The sequence below is a fragment of the Sphingobacterium kitahiroshimense genome, assembly GCF_025961315.1.
GTDB lineage: Bacteria > Bacteroidota > Bacteroidia > Sphingobacteriales > Sphingobacteriaceae > Sphingobacterium > Sphingobacterium anhuiense.
The window spans coordinates 1,318,156-1,337,889 of record NZ_JAOQNK010000001.1; the positions used below are offsets into that span (position 1 = coordinate 1,318,156).

Genomic DNA, 19,734 nt, shown 5'->3' on the forward strand with positions numbered 1-19,734 from the left:
AATTTGCTCTAAGGACTCAACTACGCTCTTATAGTTTGTTTTCATGATTACCAAGAGCACTTGAAAGCAATTATGTAAGGTTTGTCATACGAAGTCTTACATAATTATTTCAAAATTTTACGTTAACCTAAGAAATTCCACCTTTCACCGAATAATCTCAAGCTACTAACCGAAAATACGTTGATAGATACCGTTTATTAAGTGATCATTGCATAAATTTAAAATCTAAATATGACAATCATCAACACGGCCAATTCTGTTGCTTTTAGCAAAGCATGTCTGATCTTTTCATTTCTACTGGTATCACTGACATTATATGCTCAATCCACAACTATAAATCCGATAAATTTTACGAGCAAAAAGATAAAATTGTCAGGCGCAATTTATGCGGCTAAAGACCCGAAAGCTGGTGTAGTTATCGTTCATGGATCTGGCCAAGAATTGAGGTCTATCGAATTAGCCTCATTTTTAGCTAATAATGGCATTTCTGTCCTTACATATGACAAACGAGGAGTTGGCGAATCAGGAGGCGAATATGCTGGCCCCGAAGTCGGCACCAATAACATTGACCCCTATAATCTTAATCTTCTTGCGACAGATGTACAGGAAGCACTAAAAACGCTAAAAGAATTTATCCAAGATAACAACGTCCCAGTGGGTCTTTTAGGAGGCAGTCAAGCAGGCTGGATAATACCCATAGCTGCTGATAAATGTAAAAAAACTGATTTTATCGTATTGTTAAGCGGTCCTGTAATACCCACACTGGAACAACTTCGCTTTCAATTTTTCACGAACGGCAATCGAAACTTTTGGGATACACATTCTGAACTGGAGGTACGACAACATATCAGCAATGCACCAGACAAATTTCAGTTTGTAAATACTGACCCTGTGAAATCTCTTAAAAGATTAAAAATACCCGGACTCTGGCTATTTGGAGACAAAGATATCCAAGTGCCAATAAGATTATCAATTGAAAAGTTAGAAAATCTTAAATCTGAGGGAAAAGATTTTGACTACAAAATATTCCCCAACTTCGGACATAACCTTTCCATCTCAGCAAGTATGGAACCCACTAAATTTGCTATAGGTTGGATGAAAAGTTTAGCAGAACGAATCAACAACTAAGTTTCCAATATATTCTTTATCAAAGCTGAAAGAAGTTTACTAAACTTAAAAAGGCAAAAAAAGGCCATTTAAATAAAAACCATCAGAAGAACAATTAAACTGAAGTTGTTAACCTAGTCGGTATATTATGAAATAGTTTTATGGATGGCAAAATTCCATTGGAAATAATAAAAGGAACGTCAAAACTAACATATAAATTCTATTCACGTTTGGGTGCAACCTCTAATTAAAAATGAAGGGAAATCGGAAAAATGGTGCTAAACAAAGCAAGCTATTCTTGACAGAATGGCTTGCTTTGTTTTTTTATATGATCTATGGAAATCAATATATTTTTTCATGGATTTATATACTGATTTCTTACTAAATCAGGAATATCTTGTACAACTAGAAGCTGTTGATTCTTTATCAGATAATTCCGATCTGTAAGATTTAGAACATCATGATAATAATGATCTGAAATTATAATGCCTTTTGTTTTTTTTACCTCTAATAAGAATTCATGGATGACATCCCGATAGAGAGGCTCTATCATGGAAAAGGGCTCATCTAAAATCAAGAAAGAGTGATCTAAATTTCCGATCAATAAAAGTTCGAGGTATTTCAATTCTCCTTCAGAAAGTGTTCCAATTTTTTTATTCTCTAATGACGATATTCTTTTTGAAGAAAAAATTTTATTCTGGCCATCATCTGAAGGAAAGAATAAAGTAATGATATTTTTAACTAAGTGGCCCTTGGGCAAAAAATGTTGCTGTGGCAAGAGACCTATATGCTTTTTAGGAATAATATGTTCCCTCGAAATAAAGGTATGGTTGATTTTAATGTCTAAACTTCCTTTTTTCTCAATGCCAAAGATCATTCTAAATAAAGTAGACTTTCCTGTTCCATTTCTTCCAAAAATTCCTATGATTTCATGCATATCACAATAAAAATGTGCGTTTAATAGTAGCTCAGATTGTTTAGGGAATTGAATAGAAATATTGTCGACAATTAATTTTTTCATTTAATAACAAAATAATAAAGCAGTAGTAATAAAAGAGAGATAAAAGTATTCAACACAAGTATCTTGTCTAGGAGCTGTCGTTTTGAATAACCTAAATTATAATATATATAATACTGATTAGAATAAATGTAATTATAAGCTTTTAATCCAACCCAAACCCCTATAGTAGAGAAGATGATTAATGAAAAGAAAATTCCTGTGGCTAAACCAATTATAATACTAAAACCTACATTAAATATGGAGACATCTCGATAGTATGTTAACACAGGACTCATGATGAAATTGATTTAAAAAATGATTTTTCTTTACTGAAGATAGTCTATAATATTACCCCAAACATATTAAAAATTTAACTTTCCAGATGTTAAAAAAATATAAATAACCATATCTCACAACATTGCCTTGACTCAACATATGATTAAAACAATAAATTACTTGTACGCGTTTATCGATTGAGATACTTTCCACCTACCGCTATTATTGACTAATGTAACAAGGTCGGGTTTGATAAAGCCCAAACTGCATCGATATAAATATAGAAAGCCACTCTCGACAGAATGGCCTTCTATATTTTATAGGATCTATTTGATGTTCCTAAGCTTTTAGCTCCCTATTACTTCATCTGTATTAGTTCAAATAATCAACATTTGTCATAAAAAATTGGAATGTTTTAAAGCTCAAAATAGAATCCTGATTCTTTCAGAGATTCGTATTTGTCTCTATCGAAGCTGTAAATCTTGGCCGCACGAGAATGGCGATCTGGCTGCTTTTCGCTATGATCAACTAGCAATCCCATACTCAAAATCTTTTTACGGAAATTGCCCCGATCAATCGCTCTCTGCAGAATGGTTTCATATAGCTTGTGCAGTTCTGGCAATTTGAATTGCTCGGGCAATAATTCAAACCCTACTGGCTGGTAGCGTATCTTTCCTTTCAGACGCTCAATGGCAACGGATAAAATCTGATCGTGATCAAAAGCTAATGCCGTGGCTTCGCCCAAACTGAACCACTTTACTTCTTCAATATCAAGACCTGCCTCAATAAGATAATCGGTAGACTTGACCAAGGCATAGTAAGCAATGCTGATAACCCTAAAACGGGGATCTCTATCGACATCTGAAAAAGTATACAGCTGCTCCAAATAGATATCTTCTAGTCCTGCTTCTTCCGCCAGCTTCCGACGGGCACATTCATCAGCAGTCTCTTGTTCTAAAATAAATCCCCCCGGGAATGCCCATTGGCCTAAAAAAGGTTCGATACCACGCTTCGTAAGCAACACTTTGAGTTCTCCGTTACCAAATCCGAAGATGACACAATCTACTGTGACTGCTGGTCTTGGGTATTCATATGTGAAAGTTCTTTTTGTGCTAGTCATAACTATAAATTAATATCAGTTGATTTACAAATATGAATACTGTATTGCTTCCGAAGTGCTTCGAACTGTTGTTTTGTACTGTCTTCAAATCCGGTAATTGGCGACATACAGTCTTCTAGTATTGTGATACGCGACGTGATCTCCCTATTGTCTGCAAAATATTCCAAAATCTGATTGACAGAGGCTAATACACAGTGACTGGAGGCCTGACCGGCAATGTAAATGGAGTCATACTGGCTTACAGCATTTAGCACTTCAAAATTGATATAATGCTCGGGGTCGTACTCGGCTTTTATGATGCCATACATCTCAGAATAGGGATTTTGCCCTTTGTAAATTAACCGCGGGGCTGTGCTGCGAGCCGCCGCATGAAAGTAGAGCATTTTGGTGAACTGGCTTTCGAGCTTTGCTCCTACCGTCCCTTCTAAACAATGATATGGCCATATACACAAGTTTTTTTTGTTTTCAATTTCCAAATTATGGAGATAATCCATAGAGCGATCATGTTCACCATTGGCCGCTGTCCAGATGCCTTGAACAACATCCTCGTAAGTAATAATGGTAAATGGTGACGGATGGTTGCCTTCGCGATCTATCCACCAAACTGGGTGAAAAACCTGCATCAGGGAATGACAATCTAAGCTACATATAATCTGAGTCAGTGAAGCTATATTATGATACATCCATTTTGTGAGTCGCTGCACATCTTCTTTAGACCCCGGCACAGCGAGACTACCGATACTTTCCATAAAGTCGTTTTGCACATCAATAGCTAATAATAGATTCCTTTTCTGATCCTGCGAAGCAGGATTAATATTTTCAGATCGTCCAAGGGCCAGTATATCGGGTATATGTTCTACACTTTTGTAAGAAGCGATATGGTTGACATCGATAATTTGCTGATACGTGGTATTCATGATACTTAAAAGTTAATCATTAAAAATTGGAACTGCGGCAAACTTATGCGCTGATAAGGCTATACGCTGATCAATTAGCTTATCGATATTTTCATCCCCTGAGGTTCCTGCTAATATAAATGCATCTATTTGACCATATGTCATACCCAGTTCATCCTCATCGGTCTGTCCTTCCCAAAGCCCTGCTGATGGTTTCTTGTCAATAATGGAATCGGGTACTCCGAGGTATCTAGCTAATGTATATACTTCTTGCTTAGTAAGCATACCCAATGGATTAAGGTCTGCTGCACCATCGCCCCATTTGGTAAAGTAACCCACTGTACGCTCGGCCATATTACCTGTACCGATCACAAATCGGCTTCCAAGCTGTGCTAACTGATAAAGGTAAGTCATGCGAATACGCGGACGTATATTGGCTTGACTTAGGGCTCGATTGACAGTTGCTGCCTGTCCTAAGAAAGTCACATTGGTGATATTCAAGGCATCTACGGCTGGTTGGATATCAAAAGTATGGTGTGCGAAATTGAACTTCTGAATCAGTTCCAATGCATGCTGTGAACTGCGGGTATTGGTCATATCATTGCCATAGGGCATCATAACCAAATGCGTATCGATTTTGCCCAGATGGCACAGGCAAGCGACAACACTACAATCTATCCCTCCGCTCATACCTAGAACTACTCCTTTACGGTTGGCAGCAGTAACCTGTTGCGCGATCCATGTTGCTATTTTAGTTGCATAGTGTGCGACATTGTCATCATTGATAACAAATGGCTTTTGTAATTTAGTTTCCATATACGCGATTTGATTCTAGTTTTAATAAATTTCTGATCTCGTCAAATGTATTGGTGAAAAGGAATTCACCATCGATATAAAAATCTTTCAAAAGATCTCGATCCTTTAATGCTTTTACTGTCTCTGGATTAAGATCATCGATCAAACGATAATCATGGTCTTCAAATATCACTGCCACCATACCTTTCTGCGATTTTTTGAAGTTTCCGGTATCGGTCGCAGGTCGTTTTTGAATGGCTTTAAATTGTCCATCTACTTCTTCTGCTGTTCCTTTCAATGCGAAACCGAAAGTATCACGAGTTACATACTGATAAGTGTACGAACCTATTCCTAAAGCCGTATTAGTTGAAGCAAAACCTTTTTTCATCAATCCGTTGCAGATCTTTTCAGCACGGTCGACCGTAATAGAATCTCCATAAACAACACCGATATGGGGGTCTAATTCTTTGTATCCTTTTGAATTGACAGTACCACCAAAGATTTCAAATAGGCGTTCAACAATTCCTTTACGAACGGTTTCACGATCGGAATCCTCATCGCCACAGATAATATGGATCGGATCTCCGCTATCGGGACGAATCACAACTTTTCCATCTCTGGCAAGGATCAGTTCTTTTAACTGCGGTATAACTTGGTCTACTACGTTCCAAAGGTCGTAGGTATCGGATACTATTGAAATATTACCACTTGGATAAACTTCAGTGATGAGATGGCGAAATGCTTCAACTTCCTTTTCGCCATATGAACACATTACACTATGCTCTGTTGATGGCGTATACATGAGAACATCATTAGTTGCCTCATAATAGCATTTAAGATAGTTCCTTACAGATAATGTGGCTGATACTGAAAAACTCAAGAGATGCCCTCCTGCTGTCCGATAGGCAGTCTCGGGAGCCCCCATGCCACGCATGGAAAAATCTCCTGCCTGGGTCTGAACTTTTTGAATATCTCCAGTTTTCTCGGCATAGTTGGTCAAAAGTCTTTTATACTGGTCTGCTATGGTAGCTGCTGTCATAGGTGACCAGATATAAGCGGAAAGTTGGGTTTCTAAGTACCCTGGCAACCAGAAAAATTCAGGATGGGTATTTTCGATCGTGAACATAGGTACACCTACAGGAACTAAACTTCCTTCCCTGATAGCTTTGACTTTAATAGGCAGATAACCTAGTTGATGTAAAGCACTGATGTGGGCTGAGCTGTGAGTAGCTGCAAAATTAGCATTGGTATTTGCAAAAACATGCTGGATAGCTTCTTCATATTCGGCCACTACTGTTTCTAACGGTTGCTTGAAAAAATACTGATCAAAGGCATGAGTCATTTCTGCCAGCGCTCCCTGCAATCCGAAAAATACGACATGGCTAATACCGTCTATCCGTGACATACGGGGTGTCCAGGTTTCATATACCCAATTGGTTTTGGCCGGATATTGATCTTTGTGGCATAACTTGTAACCGTCTGTCCAAAGGATGGGATTTTTGCTAATCGGATTAAACATAGTTTTCGAGATTAATGGTGATGTATTCTATTTTGGGATGCGTCTCATGCATCATTGATGTGCTGGTAAAGACTTTGTCAATAGGCGAATCTTGATCGAGCAATTTACCGGATAATGCACGGGGTTCACAATGTGTGACAAGAAGATAAACTTCACTGGCTCCCATTTGTTTCAAAATCTGCCCTGCCCAAAGGAAGGTTCCACCTGCGGAACAAAGATCATCCACGATGATGCACTTTGCTCCTTGTGGTATATCGCCCTGTTTAAGAATCATATTTTCAATACGTCCGGTATGCGGATTACGGGTCTTGTCAAAGACGCAACTATTAGCATACCCTGCATTTTCATACCGTGAAGCTGCCCCTTTGTCTGGAAAAACGATACGGTCGCTATCTGTAAACTGAAGCTTATTTATGATGGACGGCAACCAATCTAATGCTGGATAAATGGCTTCACTATGATGCAACAGTTCAGTAGTCTTGGTAGAGTGCGGTTCGATTACATAAACCTTTTCAAAGTTAAGGTCATTGATAAACTCGCAGATATATTGAAGGGTGAAAAGATCACCGTCAATCTTACGGTCCATACGGCTGTAAGGCATGTAATTGATCACTAACTTACAGTTTACCTGTTCCTGTTCAAGCCTTTTCTTAACAAATAAAAGTTTGATGAGGTCGCCATCCTCTTGATATGTGAACTGAAGGAAGTTATCTTTTAAGATATACGAATCAAAATCTTTCACTTTGGTTTCTTTATTAGGAAACTGTTCTGTGATTATTGTGTGGGTGTTTAATACGATCATAACTCTCTTTTTACTATTGAGTATATTTTACTCAACAAATATGAGTATTAATTTTTATTTACACAATGTTTCTGAGTATTTTTTACTCAGAAAAAAAATATTCTAAATATAAAGAGCTGATAAACAACGTAAATAATTTTTGATTATAATAGCTTTGTAAACAAAAAAGCCACATCTCTTGATGTAGCTTTAAAATAAATATATGCATTCAAACGTAATTTACTTATATGCGTTCATCGATTGAGATACTTTCCACCTACCTCCGTCATTAACAATGTTACGATGTCTCCTCGCCTAAAATCATCCCACTTCATGGCTACTTCAGCGACCATATTGTCACTTGATTACTGTACAATAGTGGTGCTTGGTTTACAGCTTAGCTAGTCTCCTTTTTGTTTTTCCAGGAATAAAAGAACTCCAGAACGATGTTGATTTTGACTCTATCATCAATCTCACAATAACTGATTCTAAATTTTAAACTACGACATCAGTTTTTCAGAAAATGATGTAACCCTAGAGCAGGTCATTTCAAAGTTGGTTTGTTAAAAGTTACAATCTGCGTCTTAGGTAGTTATTTCAACTTAATAAAGTTGACATTGGTTGCCCCAAAATTAGTAATACTCAATCCCGTTATTTCATTTTTTTTGTTTCTGTGAAAATTGACTTCCACGGCAAAAGTAATGACTCCTGTAAATTTATCTTTTTCGACTTGTGTTAGCACAGCATCACTCAATCTGTTATGTGACATTGTTAACTTTCCATTGATGACTTTCAATGTGAAAAGTGATGCCAAATCAGAGTTCTGAAATTGACCTTCAAAACCTTTTAAATTCGTTGCGGCAATATATACCGGGGCTTCTTCAACTCTAATTTGAGACTCGATTATCGGCGATCTCTCTTTAAATTTGTCCGATAAATAAAATTCTGCGATGTCCATTCCTGCTTTATATGAAACAAAACCTTCATCATTACTCAAAAGAATAATGGATAATTTATTCTCCTGAAAACGACCTAAATAAGATTTAAAACCAGCATCGCTTCCTGTATGATTATAGACATTAAGACCTTTGTAGTTTCGGATAAACTGACCTTTGGCATGGTAAATATTTTCTCCATCTCTTACTGCTAAAATAGCAGGTTTGCCATTATCTAACAGTGATTTTTCATTGAAAAGATTAATAAAATCAACATCCCCTACTTTAGGATTTTCAAAGTTAGCAGTCCACTTAACTAGATCTTCAACAGTTGTATAAACATTTGTCGGTCCTACGGAAGAACTGTTAAGATTTCTTTTACTGTATAATCCGTTTGCACTTCCATAAGAATAAGCTCTATTTTTAACTATTTTTTCGGTATCATCATATATTTAGGTATTTTCCATACCTAGTGGATTGAAAATATTTTCTTTCGCAAACCGACTGAAACTTTTTCCCGAAACTCTTTTTACAATTTCAGTAAGCAATGTAAATCCTGTATTACTATACTTAAATTGACTTCCAGGTGAAAAATTCAGTTCTTTTTGTGTCGTTATTATTTTCATTACTTGTTCGGTAGTAATGACATCATCCATTCTCCAACCTGCTAATGTTAACAATGCCCATTGATCTTTTAATCCACTTGTGTGAGAGCATAAATGTTTAATTGTTATTATTTTTTCATAAATCGGCAATTCGGGAATGTATTTTCTTATATCATCATCCAACGAGATTTTACCTTGTTTCTCTAATAAATAAATTGAAAAGGTGGTAAATTGTTTAGAAACAGAACCTATATTAAAAATCGTTTTTGAAGTAATCGGAATATCATATTCAAGGTTAGCGGTCCCATAGCCTTTTTCGAAAATAAGTTTTCCGTCTTGTACAATACCTACTGCAACACCGGCAGTTTTTGAATTGTATTGAGAAAATAAGGAATCAATTTTCTTTTCTGCAGCTGAATTTGTTTGTGCTGACAAATTGCTTGATATACAATATTTGCCTTTATTCCCATTTTGAAACCAGTTGACATATTCTGAAATTGGAGCTATCCACAAAGGTTTTTCTTTGTGGCTTAAAAAAAGATTGGCTTCTGCATAAAAAGCCTTACCAATACTTTCAGGTTTATTATAAGATGTAACATTAATATAGTTCTGAATACAATTTTCAATGAGAGACTGTTCTGATTGTGCAAAAGATCCATTTGATAGGATTACAAATAAAATTGCGAAAAAGATTTTTCTCATAAGCTTTGGATTTTAATGATTTAAAAATGTTCCTCAAAAATATATTGCTTAAGTTTCAAATCAGTCCAAGTTTATCATAATGAAGTACGGATGTATATTTTAGGAGTAAAAATTATGTTTTTGATAATTTGAAGGCGTAGTTCCTGTGATTTTTCTAAATGAACTATAAAATGTACTGCTCGAATTAAAGCCAGATTCAAAACCCACAGCATCTATTTTCAACTGAGGGCTTTCAATTAATAATCGTTTTGCTTCATCAATTCGATATTCATTAATAAATTGAGTAAAACTTTTATTCAAATTATCATTAATTAATTGTGATAGTAATTGAGGTCGAATATTTAATTCTTTTGCTAAAATTGATAAAGTGAGATCAGGGTTAGTATAGATTTTTCTTGTTTCAAAAAGTATATTAATTTTTTCTTGAATTTCCTTTACCAGCTTTTCATCTATTTTGTTGATGTATTTTTCCTTATTACTGACAGGATTTAATGTTTTGTTTTTTGCATAATAAATCATCATAAACGAAATGTAAAAGCTAAAGGAAAAGGTCAAAGCACCAGAAATATACGACGTATATCTAGATAAAGAATAGGAAAGCCAAATTGCAAAAACACCACAAATAATTGATAATATCCAAGTTTCTTCATAACTAATCTGGTGGCGATTGGTCACTAACTTCCTGAAAATTTGTCTAGCCTCGTAAATGGATAATACAATAAAAATAAACCACTGAATATTTATAGAATAATAAATTATTCCTCTCCATACCTCAGAATTATCCTTGTATGGGAAAAGGAATCCAAAAACAGCTACAGCTATTACTATAAAAATGAGACTATATTTTGCAAAAGAATAATTAAGCTTTTGCAATATTGATTTAACAAAAAAGTACAATAAAGGACCAATTAAAACACAAGCCGACAAACCTATTTGTAAATACGTTTTTGATAACTGTGGATTAAAATTGTAAAATATAGATTTTCCGATTCGTGTACTTAGCGATAATAATAGAAGCCCTAAAAATAAATCGGATACAACTTTGTTTCTTTTTAAAAATAAGAAATAAAAGCCCAAAACAAGACTATTAAAAACACCTAAAGCACTTAGAAAAAATAATAGTTGATTGTGAATATTCATTAATTTAAAAATATGCTTTCTTTTGGAATTGTTTACAATTGGCCTCAATTTACGCGCTAAAAACGTTCGAGTAATTTTCTTACAATACTACATAAAAATATCAGTACAGTAATTAAATTTTTCATAAACTAAACGTTATTTTTCTGAGCAAAAGAAAATTGGAAACATGATCTCACAACGACCAAAAACTATAAAAATCAATCAATTAACAATATATTTAAGAATAAAAACATACATCCGAATAAGGTGTAGATAAAAGAGGATTTTACGAGTTTGCAGTTAAAACTTTTATACCATTTTTTCAAAATCGATTCACAAACTAATACTAGAGAATGTTTCAAAAAATCAAAACCATTCTCTCATAAAGAAGCAATGCTGCTGATTTTGAACTTATCTTTAAGATAGAGTAAGGCAGTTTTTCCTTTTTTATTGCGGTAGAAAGCAAAAAAAGGAACATTCAATAGCGCGCTATCTGTTTGAGGATTTTCCATGTGATGATCAGACAGATCATTACTGGGATCATAGAGTTGAAAAAAAAATGTATCTTTCAAATTGTTTTATTCATATTATTCTTTATCAAAATATTTTTTAAGATCGGATATGCTCTTTATCTGGAGTTCAACAGCATGTTTTCTGCGCATCATTAATGCGTAAGAATTGTTAAATCCTAATGGCTTCATCCATTGAATTCCATACTGTTTCTGAAATTCAGAATTGACGTATTGATAGGTTTCTTCTGGACTTTTTGTAACCTTTTTTAGATCTCCATTTGAGGGCTTTAACAATACCAACAACCCGGTTCCCGTATATTCAGGATAAAAATCTATTGCATCGTTCATCAATGCATCAAAACAGATCTTGGTTCCTCCCAGTCCTGTTTTGGTCTGCACCCTATAATTCGTATAGCCTTCTATCAGCATTTTATACATTTCGGCAAGAACATACTGCTCGCCAAATATCTTCGAGCCAATGCGCACTGTTCCCGCATTTCCACGGTTTGATTTTTTATATAACTTATTTTTAATTAAAAAATCTTTCGCAATTTTTTCAGGAGTTTGATTCAGATAATCGGATTTGTAATTCAGATCCGTCATAATAGAATCATTAAATTTTCCGGCCAAGAGATTGAGTGTTTCTTCAAGTTTCGGAAACTTCTCCAATGTTTTTGATTTAATAATTGGAGCTGCATAATAAGGCGGAAATATCTTTTTGTCATCTTCCAGAACATATAGATCGAAAGCCTTAATTCTTCCGTCAGTAGAATATCCACTAATCAGATCGAGTTCTTCTTCATAAGCTGCTTTATACATAATGGCATCACTTACAACGACAGGATTTACATTAAGTTCGTAAACAGAACGCAAACCAAGATCTCCATCCTGTCTTCCCATAAATTCCGGCGTAAAACCGGCTGTAATTTTTTGATGGGAAATAGAAGTAACTCCATAGACCACTCCCACCATGATAAGTGATGCAGGAATGATATATTTTAACTTATGAAAGATTCTATATCCGAATTTTTGTACAACAGCAATTGCCTGATCTAGTATAACCGCCATTAGGGCTGCAGGAATTGCACCAGATAAGATCATATTGGTATTATTAAGCGATATTCCGCCAAAGATAAATTCACCAAGACCTCCTGCGGCAACAAATGAAGCCAGAGTCGCAACTCCGACATTAATAACCGCAGCAGTTCTTATTCCTGCAATAATTACAGGCATTGCCAACGGAAATTCTACCTTAAAAAGAAGCTTACTTTTATTCATTCCCAAAGCTTTTGCAGCTTCAACAACAATCGGGCTTACCGTTGTGATTCCTGTATATGTATTACGGATAATGGGCAAAAGCGCGTAAATCAGTAAGGCAATAATGGCTGGTTTTGCACCGATTCCAAAAATAGGAATCATGAAGCCCAATAAGGCAATACTTGGAATTGTCTGTAAAACTCCTGCCATTCCGAGAACAGGAGTTGATAATTTCTTTTTGCGGGCAATTAATATTCCTAAGGGCACACCGATAACAATAGCCAGAAGCAATGAAAGAAAAGTCAACCCAAGATGCTGTATAATCTGTGTTAGCAGTTTTTCATGCTGCTCCATAATAAACTGCCAGAGACTTTGCTGCGTCATACGATCTGTAATTTTCTATAATCATTAAACCCCTTGATCAGATTTTCATAATGTCCGGTGTTTTTATAATCTGAACTTAATTTTTGTAGGGCATTCCAGACGGTTGTCGTTTCTTTGAAATCGAACTCTTCTAATCTATTTTCAGGTTCCATATAGCCTAAAACATCTTTTAAAGTGGCTATTTTGTATTCCAATAAAAGATGGTTTTCAGCAAAAAAATCATGAACAAAGTCATTTCTTGAATGATACAGCATTTCTTTTGGGGTTCCTGTCTGAATAATTTTCCCTTTATCCATCAGACATATTCGATGTCCTAATTCAAATGCTTCCTGTACATCATGCGTCACTAGAATAATAGTTTTATTCTTAAGTTCTTCTAGGGATTTAAATGCTGCATGAATATCGGCTTTTGTAATATTATCTAAAGCTCCGAAAGGTTCATCCATAAGCAAAACAGGAGTATTTGCGATGAGTGCTCGGGCAATTCCTACTCTTTGCTGCTGTCCACCACTCAGTTCGCCGGGAAACCGTGAAAGCATGTCTTCGGAAAGATGAAGTTTATATAAAAGCTCCGCCATTCGATTTTGGATCTTTCTTTTATCCCATTTTAATAATTTGGGGACAATAGCAATATTCTGTTGAACGGTATAATGAGGAAAGAGCCCGGAATGCTGCATAACAAAACCTATTCCCATCCTTAAATCTTCAATTTTCCGATCACGGATATTCTGACCATTAATTAAGATATCTCCCGAATCGGCCTCTATAAGGCGGTTGATCATTTTTAGCGTTGTTGTTTTTCCGCAACCACTCGTTCCTAGAAGCACCAGAATCTCATGATCATAAGCCTGAAAAGAAATTTGATCAACGGCAGGCTTTCCGTTAAAGCTCTTTGAAACCGATTCTACTGTAATCATAGGTACATTACTGAATTAGTTGTATGTCTGTGAACTGTCATTTCAGACTGGTTTGGAAAAACTTTCAATTTATTATTACTGCTGTTTCCTCGTGATGTGATTTCAGAAGTTCATCTTATTAATGATTTATCTAGCGCAGATTCAAAATCTTTTCTAAACGCCGAAAAATCTCGACAATATACCGATGATAAAGCATTAATTAATAAAATAAGGATTACAAATTTTAACTTCATTATTAAAACAGTTAGGATCAAATAATCTATTATATAACAATTTACATATATTTTATCACTTTTACTATGATAATTTCATAATGTTTTTATATAACATAAAAGCCACATCTCAACATATTGTCTTACCTAAACATATGAATTCAAAATTTATTTACTTATAAGAATTAACAGTAAGATACTCTCCTGTTATCGCTATTATTGACTAAAGTCGCATGGTCGGTCTTGGTAAAGTCATCAAAACAGCATGATTAGTATGGCTGCCATATAATCAGCTGATTGCTGAACAATGATGGTATTTATTTTACAGTTCAACTGCTCACCTTTTTATTTTTTCAAAAACAAGATGGCCTCTGAACGGTTATTAATTTTAATTTCCGATGTCTGTACTTTTTGGGTAAAGTCAAATGTAAACAACTACTATCCTGCTTTCATAACCAACATAATGGTAAATACATTGTTCTACTCTTGTCCGAGGGAATAGAATTAATCACTATAATTCAGAACGTTTGATAATAATCAAAGCCGATAATGCAAAATTACTTCAACAAAGCATAGACTTCTATTTGTAATAAGTCTAAATAGAACGTATATTTGAACGCTTTGAATACCTCAGTACATAAAATAGAGATTAACAAAAGACGTTTTGAAGAGTTGTTCCAATTGTATTGGAAGAGGATGTATTCATTTGCCCTCAAAAGCCTTGGAGACGAGGATGATGCCAAGGAGATCGTTCAGGAGGTTTTTAAATCACTGTGGGAAAGAAGGCAGCATCTTCAATTGCAAGATGCCGAACGCTATCTATTGCGTTCAGTAAAATTAAAATCGCTGGAATTTCTAAGAAATAAAGGGAATAAGGAGCGGCATCATGACTTGATTTCAAACAGTAAAAGTGAATTGTACGAGGATAATAATCTGTATTACAAAGAACTTAAAAATCATTTAGATAATGCGGTGGACTCATTGCCAACGCAATGCAAAAATGTTTATAAACTGAGTCGCGACGAAGGATTGACCAATAAAGAAATAGCAAATAACTTATTAATTTCAGAACGGGCGGTCGAATATCATATCAGCAGGGCATTAGCTGTTATTAAGATCAGACTTAAAAAATATTGCAATATCAACATTGCTCGATTTCTATTAATTTCTTTTTTGTACTTTTGAATGTATTCGGATTATCAAAAAATGGAAATCAACCAAGAAATACTAAAAAAATATGCTTCTGGGCAATGTTCAGAGGCGGACAAGCATTTAGTCGAAAAATGGTTGAATAATGATTCCTGGGATAGCATCTCGGAAAGCAATCATGCAAATGAAGAAGTTGGATCTGCGATATGGGATAAAATCATTACAGATGCTACTTTAAACAGGAAAATAAAGTGGGGAAAAATTGCAGCAGCGGCGGCGGTCGTTTTTGCGTTGGGTTGTTCTATTTTTTATCTTACCCACCCTTCTTTGGATAATCATACTTTTACAAATACATCTGTTGAAAATAGTAAGTTCTTTATCGAAGACCATTACGATGTGCAGTTAAGTAAGAATAGTACCGCTAATATTAATCTCGTCAATAGAACACTGACTTTTTCGGGAGACTTTATCTTAAAACCTAAAAGAGATTTCGAACTACTGGACAGTAATCATAATATGTTAGTATTTAAAGCTGGAAGAGAATATTTTGTGTCTGATTCTCCAGATTTTGGTAAAATCGTGGCGTTTCAAAAAAGTGATCTGGCTTTTTTACCATCAAATATGCAAATTAAAATCAGAGAACAATTTCTAAGCATTTAATACACAAGCATGAAGCGATTACTAGTGTTGTTTTTCCTTGTAACTTTCATTTTTTCTTGTAAACAAACTCCTGAAAAAAATATAGATCCCAATTTTGTCTTTTGCCTGTTCAACAAAGATGAAAGTCCAACAAGCTTTTTGTTTTCTGAAAATTTAGATGATACAGATAGCCTAACTCTTCAAATCCAACTTTCTACCGCCCGTATACAAGAGCGAGAATATATTTATAAAAACGGCTTCTTTTATCGATTATCAAGTAGAACAAGTGTTTTTACTAAATATCAATTGCAGGGTTCATCCTTAGTTATTATAGACAGCCTACCATTAAAGAACAGTGATTTTGAAACCATAACATGGAAAGATAATAATAATCTAATTGCAGTTTGCAGAGAAGATCTTGCGGAAAAAAAATCTCAAGCCCACGTCTATCAGATCGATGTTGCCGCTATGAAAATCATAAAAGAAGATACACTTGTCTTACCTTTTGCGACAGAAGAATACAAGTCACTACATCTCGGTCTTGTCGATGTTGAAAATGAAGCTCTTTGGTTAGCCTACTCCTTTTTTAAAGCTACTGGAAAATACGGACATACAACCTCCGATACAACCTATTACGCAACCATAAAATACGACAGCTTTAAACTTGTAAATATTCAGAAAGAAACCCGTTCAACTTATCCTGGAGGCTTCAATATCATACAATCCTATAGTTTTAAAGATGAACAGGGTGATTACTATTTTATGACTAACCCGGGTATAGCCCTAGGTAATAACCCCAATTTACCAACAGCTATCTTCAGAAAAAATAAAGGGCAGCAGCTAGTCGATCAAGACTATATGATCAATATTTCGAAGATAATCGGAAATCACGCTTACGGGATATGGTACGTTGGCAATGGAAGGGCTATTATCCGTAATGAGCAAAAGAAACTGTATACAGATTTCTCTAATTTTCATGCTGTCTATCAGTTTGAATATCGATTAGTGGATTTAAAATCCGGTTCCATTGAGAAAATCGACCTTCCATTGGATAAAGGTACGCAGAAAGAAAATGTCTGGACTGACAAAAAATTCGTATATATAGCCATAGATGATTCAAATGACGAACATCGCGTTTGGAAATATAACCTGCAGACAAAAGAAATTTCGAAAGGTATCAAACTTCCAAATACGACGAACTTTACCGTCCGTATGAATTATTTGAAGTAATAATACATTTCCGTATTAAAAAAATAAACCTCATAATCAACCACTTGTATATTTTTTAAAAAAATAACGAATATCAACATTCGGTAATTGATAAGTATAGGCAACCCTCTTATATATACTTAATCTAAATAAAATGTTGAAGTCAACATCTACTTTTGTACTGTTATTCATTTTTACTGTATTTACTCAGGCACAAACCTCCAAAAAGAATGCTATTTCAGGTTTTGTCAAAGATAACTTTGGAAAACCGATTGTAGGAGCCACCATACTTCTTAAAGATCAACCCATGGGTACCTCGTCAGATGTAGACGGATATTATAAATTACAGACAACAGTATCTAATGAAGCCATTATACGCGTGACCGCAGTTGGATATAGACCTCAAGAAAGAACCTTAGACAATAAATTAATACAGGATTTTCAGCTTAAAGAAGATCACAATTATATCGATGAAGTTACTATATCCGCACGTGGAAAAACTGAAAATGAGCATCAAGTAGCATCGATAAAGCGTTCAGGATTCAATGTGAGCGTCATTGATATGAACAAGCATGCCAATGAAGCCGCAAATTTAACCCAAGTTTTGAAAAGAGCCACTGGAGTAACGATACGTGAAGATGGTGGATTGGGATCCAATTTTATATTTCGGATCAATGGATTAGATGCAAAAATTTACATCGACGGTGTCCCCATGGAGAACTTTGGTACATCAATGTCTTTAAATAATATCCCCGTCAATCTTATAGACCGTGTTGAAGTTTATAAGGGTGTAGTACCTGCATTTTTAGGTTCTGATGCCTTAGGCGGTGCCGTCAATATCATTACCAAACGTCGCGCAAGACCTTATTTGGACCTCAGTTATTCGCTTGGCTCCTTCAATACGCATCAAGCCGCAGTAGTGGGTACATTTACCAATCCGAAAAGCAAACTATCACTCCGAATGAATGCATTTTACAATCATTCTGACAATGATTATACCATGTACACAGCAGAAAAGTACAATGTTATTTTAGAAAAGACTGTCGATAATAAATTTGTTCCCGTGCCTAAAGTCAAGCGATTTAACGATGCTTACACTTCTGCCATGGGACAGTTAGAAGCTGGTTTCAGGGATGTATCTTGGGCTGATCAATTTTATGCAGGTCTGACTTATTCCCAAAATCATAAAGAGAACCAACTAGGAGCTTCCATTAACAAGGTGTATGGCGGATCATGGTCTGAAAGTAACTATTTGATGCCAACCCTGAGTTACAAAAAAAACAATTTCGTTATAAACCGTCTTTACGCCGACGTTTTCACAAGTTATAGTTACGACACTCGATATGTAAGAGATACCGCATTGTATAATTACGACTGGTCTGGAGGTTGGATATCAAATCAAATCGGTACAACGCCCAACCCGCAGAAAGATGTAAAGTATAATTTGTCGAATTACTTAGCGCGGGTCAATTTAAACTACGATTTTGATGAAGCCCGTAATCAAAGTTTAAACTTCAACTACAACTTTAACAGCAACAACCAAAAAGAATATGATAGAATCGGGAACTACGACCGATCTGGATTACCATCCTATTTGGGAAGACATATTTTAGGTTTATCATGGCAAAACCAATGGTTTGATAAACGATTATCAAATGTTTTAGCGATAAAATATTATCGATTAGATGCATCCAAAGATATTGATGAACGAAAATTTGATGCAAATAACGAGTTGCTAAGTGGAGACATCATTCATCAAAAAAAACAAGGCAGTTATTATAGCATGAGTATTGCCTCAAGGTATAGAATCACAAAAGATGGTGGATGGAAGCTGTCGTATGAAAGAGCATATAACTTACCATCCATGACGGGCCTTTTTGGCGACGGCCAAAATATTACGTCCAATTGGGATTTAAAACCTGAACGCAGCGATAATATCAACACCGGATTTTACTACAATACTTTCATCAACCAGGATCATTTTATCAATGTAGATGTAACGGGTTTCTACAGATTAGCAGATCATTATATTAACACCCGCGCCGTTACACAGAATGGAAACGATTATTTTCAATATTACAACGTTGATGGTGTCAAGCTCTATGGCTTTGAAGCTGAAGTGAAATATGGATTTAAGGATCTTTTTGCTATTACGCTCAATGGCTCTTACGATAAAGCCATCGACAATGCAAAATACACAGATGATTCCGGTAATCAACAGGTCAGCTTAAATTATGGCCACCAACTTGCCAATCGTCCATGGATCTATGGAAACGTAGATGTAAGCCTTATCCAGAATAACTGGTTTCAAAAAGGAAGCAGAATACAATTATCCTATTTACATCAATATTCCCACTGGTTTTACCTTACAGAAGCATACCTCGGTTCTTTTGAATCCAAAGATCATATTCCGTCTCAAAATATCCATTCCGCTGTACTTAGCTATGCTTGGGATCGTAATAAATACAACGTATCCTTTGAAGGCAGAAACCTGACCGATGAAAGAGCATACGACAATTTTCGCCTCCAAAAGCCTGGACGTGCATTTTATGTCAAGCTGAGATTATCAATCATGTAAAAACAATAAATACATATTTTTT

Annotated in this window: 17 protein-coding genes; 5 read left to right on the forward strand and 12 right to left on the reverse strand. The window is 35.3% G+C overall.

Translation table 11 applies throughout. The features are described from left to right. Positions 1 to 231 precede the first annotated feature (231 nt). On the forward strand, positions 232 to 1,128 hold the full coding sequence (locus M2265_RS06070; RefSeq protein WP_132771438.1) for an alpha/beta hydrolase family protein: 897 nt from the start codon (positions 232 to 234) through the stop codon (positions 1,126 to 1,128). Between the two features lie 334 nt (positions 1,129 to 1,462). Here M2265_RS06070 and M2265_RS06075 read toward each other — a convergent pair whose 3' ends face one another. From M2265_RS06075 to M2265_RS06130, 12 genes are all read right to left on the reverse strand, one after another. Next, positions 1,463 to 2,128 (reverse strand): ATP-binding cassette domain-containing protein, encoded by a 666-nt coding sequence (locus M2265_RS06075; RefSeq protein WP_132771437.1) that lies wholly within the window; start codon positions 2,126 to 2,128, stop codon positions 1,463 to 1,465. A gap of 670 nt (positions 2,129 to 2,798) precedes the next feature. After that, positions 2,799 to 3,503 carry an NUDIX hydrolase gene (locus M2265_RS06080; protein WP_132771436.1) on the reverse strand — a complete coding sequence of 235 codons (705 nt, stop codon included), beginning with the start codon at positions 3,501 to 3,503 and terminating at the stop codon, positions 2,799 to 2,801. 2 nt (positions 3,504 to 3,505) lie between these two features. Then, positions 3,506 to 4,420, reverse strand: coding sequence for a hypothetical protein (locus M2265_RS06085; protein WP_132771435.1), 915 nt, complete (start codon positions 4,418 to 4,420; stop codon positions 3,506 to 3,508). A 12-nt stretch (positions 4,421 to 4,432) separates the two neighbouring features. Further along, on the reverse strand, positions 4,433 to 5,215 hold the full coding sequence (gene nadE, locus M2265_RS06090) for an NAD(+) synthase (RefSeq protein WP_132771434.1): 783 nt from the start codon (positions 5,213 to 5,215) through the stop codon (positions 4,433 to 4,435). Continuing rightward, a complete protein-coding gene (locus tag M2265_RS06095; RefSeq protein ID WP_132771433.1) occupies positions 5,205 to 6,713 on the reverse strand; it encodes a nicotinate phosphoribosyltransferase in 1,509 nt (502 codons plus the stop codon). Before M2265_RS06095 ends, nadE begins: the two co-directional genes overlap by 11 nt. After that, positions 6,706 to 7,515 (reverse strand): ribose-phosphate pyrophosphokinase, encoded by an 810-nt coding sequence (locus tag M2265_RS06100; RefSeq protein ID WP_132771432.1) that lies wholly within the window; start codon positions 7,513 to 7,515, stop codon positions 6,706 to 6,708. The genes M2265_RS06095 and M2265_RS06100 overlap by 8 nt, the downstream gene beginning before the upstream one ends. A 571-nt stretch (positions 7,516 to 8,086) precedes the next feature. Next, positions 8,087 to 8,452: a hypothetical protein gene (locus tag M2265_RS06105; protein WP_243655450.1), complete on the reverse strand. Its 366-nt coding sequence runs from the start codon at positions 8,450 to 8,452 to the stop codon at positions 8,087 to 8,089. Between the two features lie 429 nt (positions 8,453 to 8,881). Then, positions 8,882 to 9,736, reverse strand: a complete 855-nt coding sequence (locus tag M2265_RS06110; RefSeq protein ID WP_132771431.1) for a serine hydrolase domain-containing protein — start codon at positions 9,734 to 9,736, stop codon at positions 8,882 to 8,884. Between the two features lie 99 nt (positions 9,737 to 9,835). Further along, positions 9,836 to 10,876 (reverse strand): helix-turn-helix domain-containing protein, encoded by a 1,041-nt coding sequence (locus M2265_RS06115; protein ID WP_132771430.1) that lies wholly within the window; start codon positions 10,874 to 10,876, stop codon positions 9,836 to 9,838. A gap of 359 nt (positions 10,877 to 11,235) precedes the next feature. Next, positions 11,236 to 11,427, reverse strand: a complete 192-nt coding sequence (locus M2265_RS06120) for a hypothetical protein (protein WP_132771429.1) — start codon at positions 11,425 to 11,427, stop codon at positions 11,236 to 11,238. Between the two features lie 15 nt (positions 11,428 to 11,442). Then, a complete protein-coding gene (locus M2265_RS06125; protein ID WP_132771428.1) occupies positions 11,443 to 13,008 on the reverse strand; it encodes an ABC transporter permease/substrate-binding protein in 1,566 nt (521 codons plus the stop codon). Further along, the gene (locus M2265_RS06130) at positions 13,005 to 13,925 is read right to left on the reverse strand and encodes an ABC transporter ATP-binding protein (RefSeq protein WP_132771427.1); all 921 of its coding nucleotides are present in this window, start codon (positions 13,923 to 13,925) and stop codon (positions 13,005 to 13,007) included. The genes M2265_RS06125 and M2265_RS06130 overlap by 4 nt, the downstream gene beginning before the upstream one ends. Positions 13,926 to 14,749: 824 nt before the next feature. Between M2265_RS06130 and M2265_RS06135 the strand changes: the two genes are divergently transcribed. From M2265_RS06135 to M2265_RS06150, 4 genes are all read left to right on the forward strand, one after another. Further along, on the forward strand, positions 14,750 to 15,322 hold the full coding sequence (locus M2265_RS06135; protein WP_243655449.1) for an RNA polymerase sigma-70 factor: 573 nt from the start codon (positions 14,750 to 14,752) through the stop codon (positions 15,320 to 15,322). A gap of 21 nt (positions 15,323 to 15,343) precedes the next feature. Beyond that, positions 15,344 to 15,946 carry a hypothetical protein gene (locus M2265_RS06140; RefSeq protein ID WP_132771426.1) on the forward strand — a complete coding sequence of 201 codons (603 nt, stop codon included), beginning with the start codon at positions 15,344 to 15,346 and terminating at the stop codon, positions 15,944 to 15,946. 9 nt (positions 15,947 to 15,955) lie between these two features. Continuing rightward, the gene (locus tag M2265_RS06145) at positions 15,956 to 17,155 is read left to right on the forward strand and encodes a hypothetical protein (protein ID WP_132771425.1); all 1,200 of its coding nucleotides are present in this window, start codon (positions 15,956 to 15,958) and stop codon (positions 17,153 to 17,155) included. A 133-nt stretch (positions 17,156 to 17,288) separates the two neighbouring features. Further along, positions 17,289 to 19,712, forward strand: coding sequence for a TonB-dependent receptor (locus tag M2265_RS06150; RefSeq protein WP_132771424.1), 2,424 nt, complete (start codon positions 17,289 to 17,291; stop codon positions 19,710 to 19,712). The last annotated feature ends 22 nt before the right edge of the window (positions 19,713 to 19,734 follow it).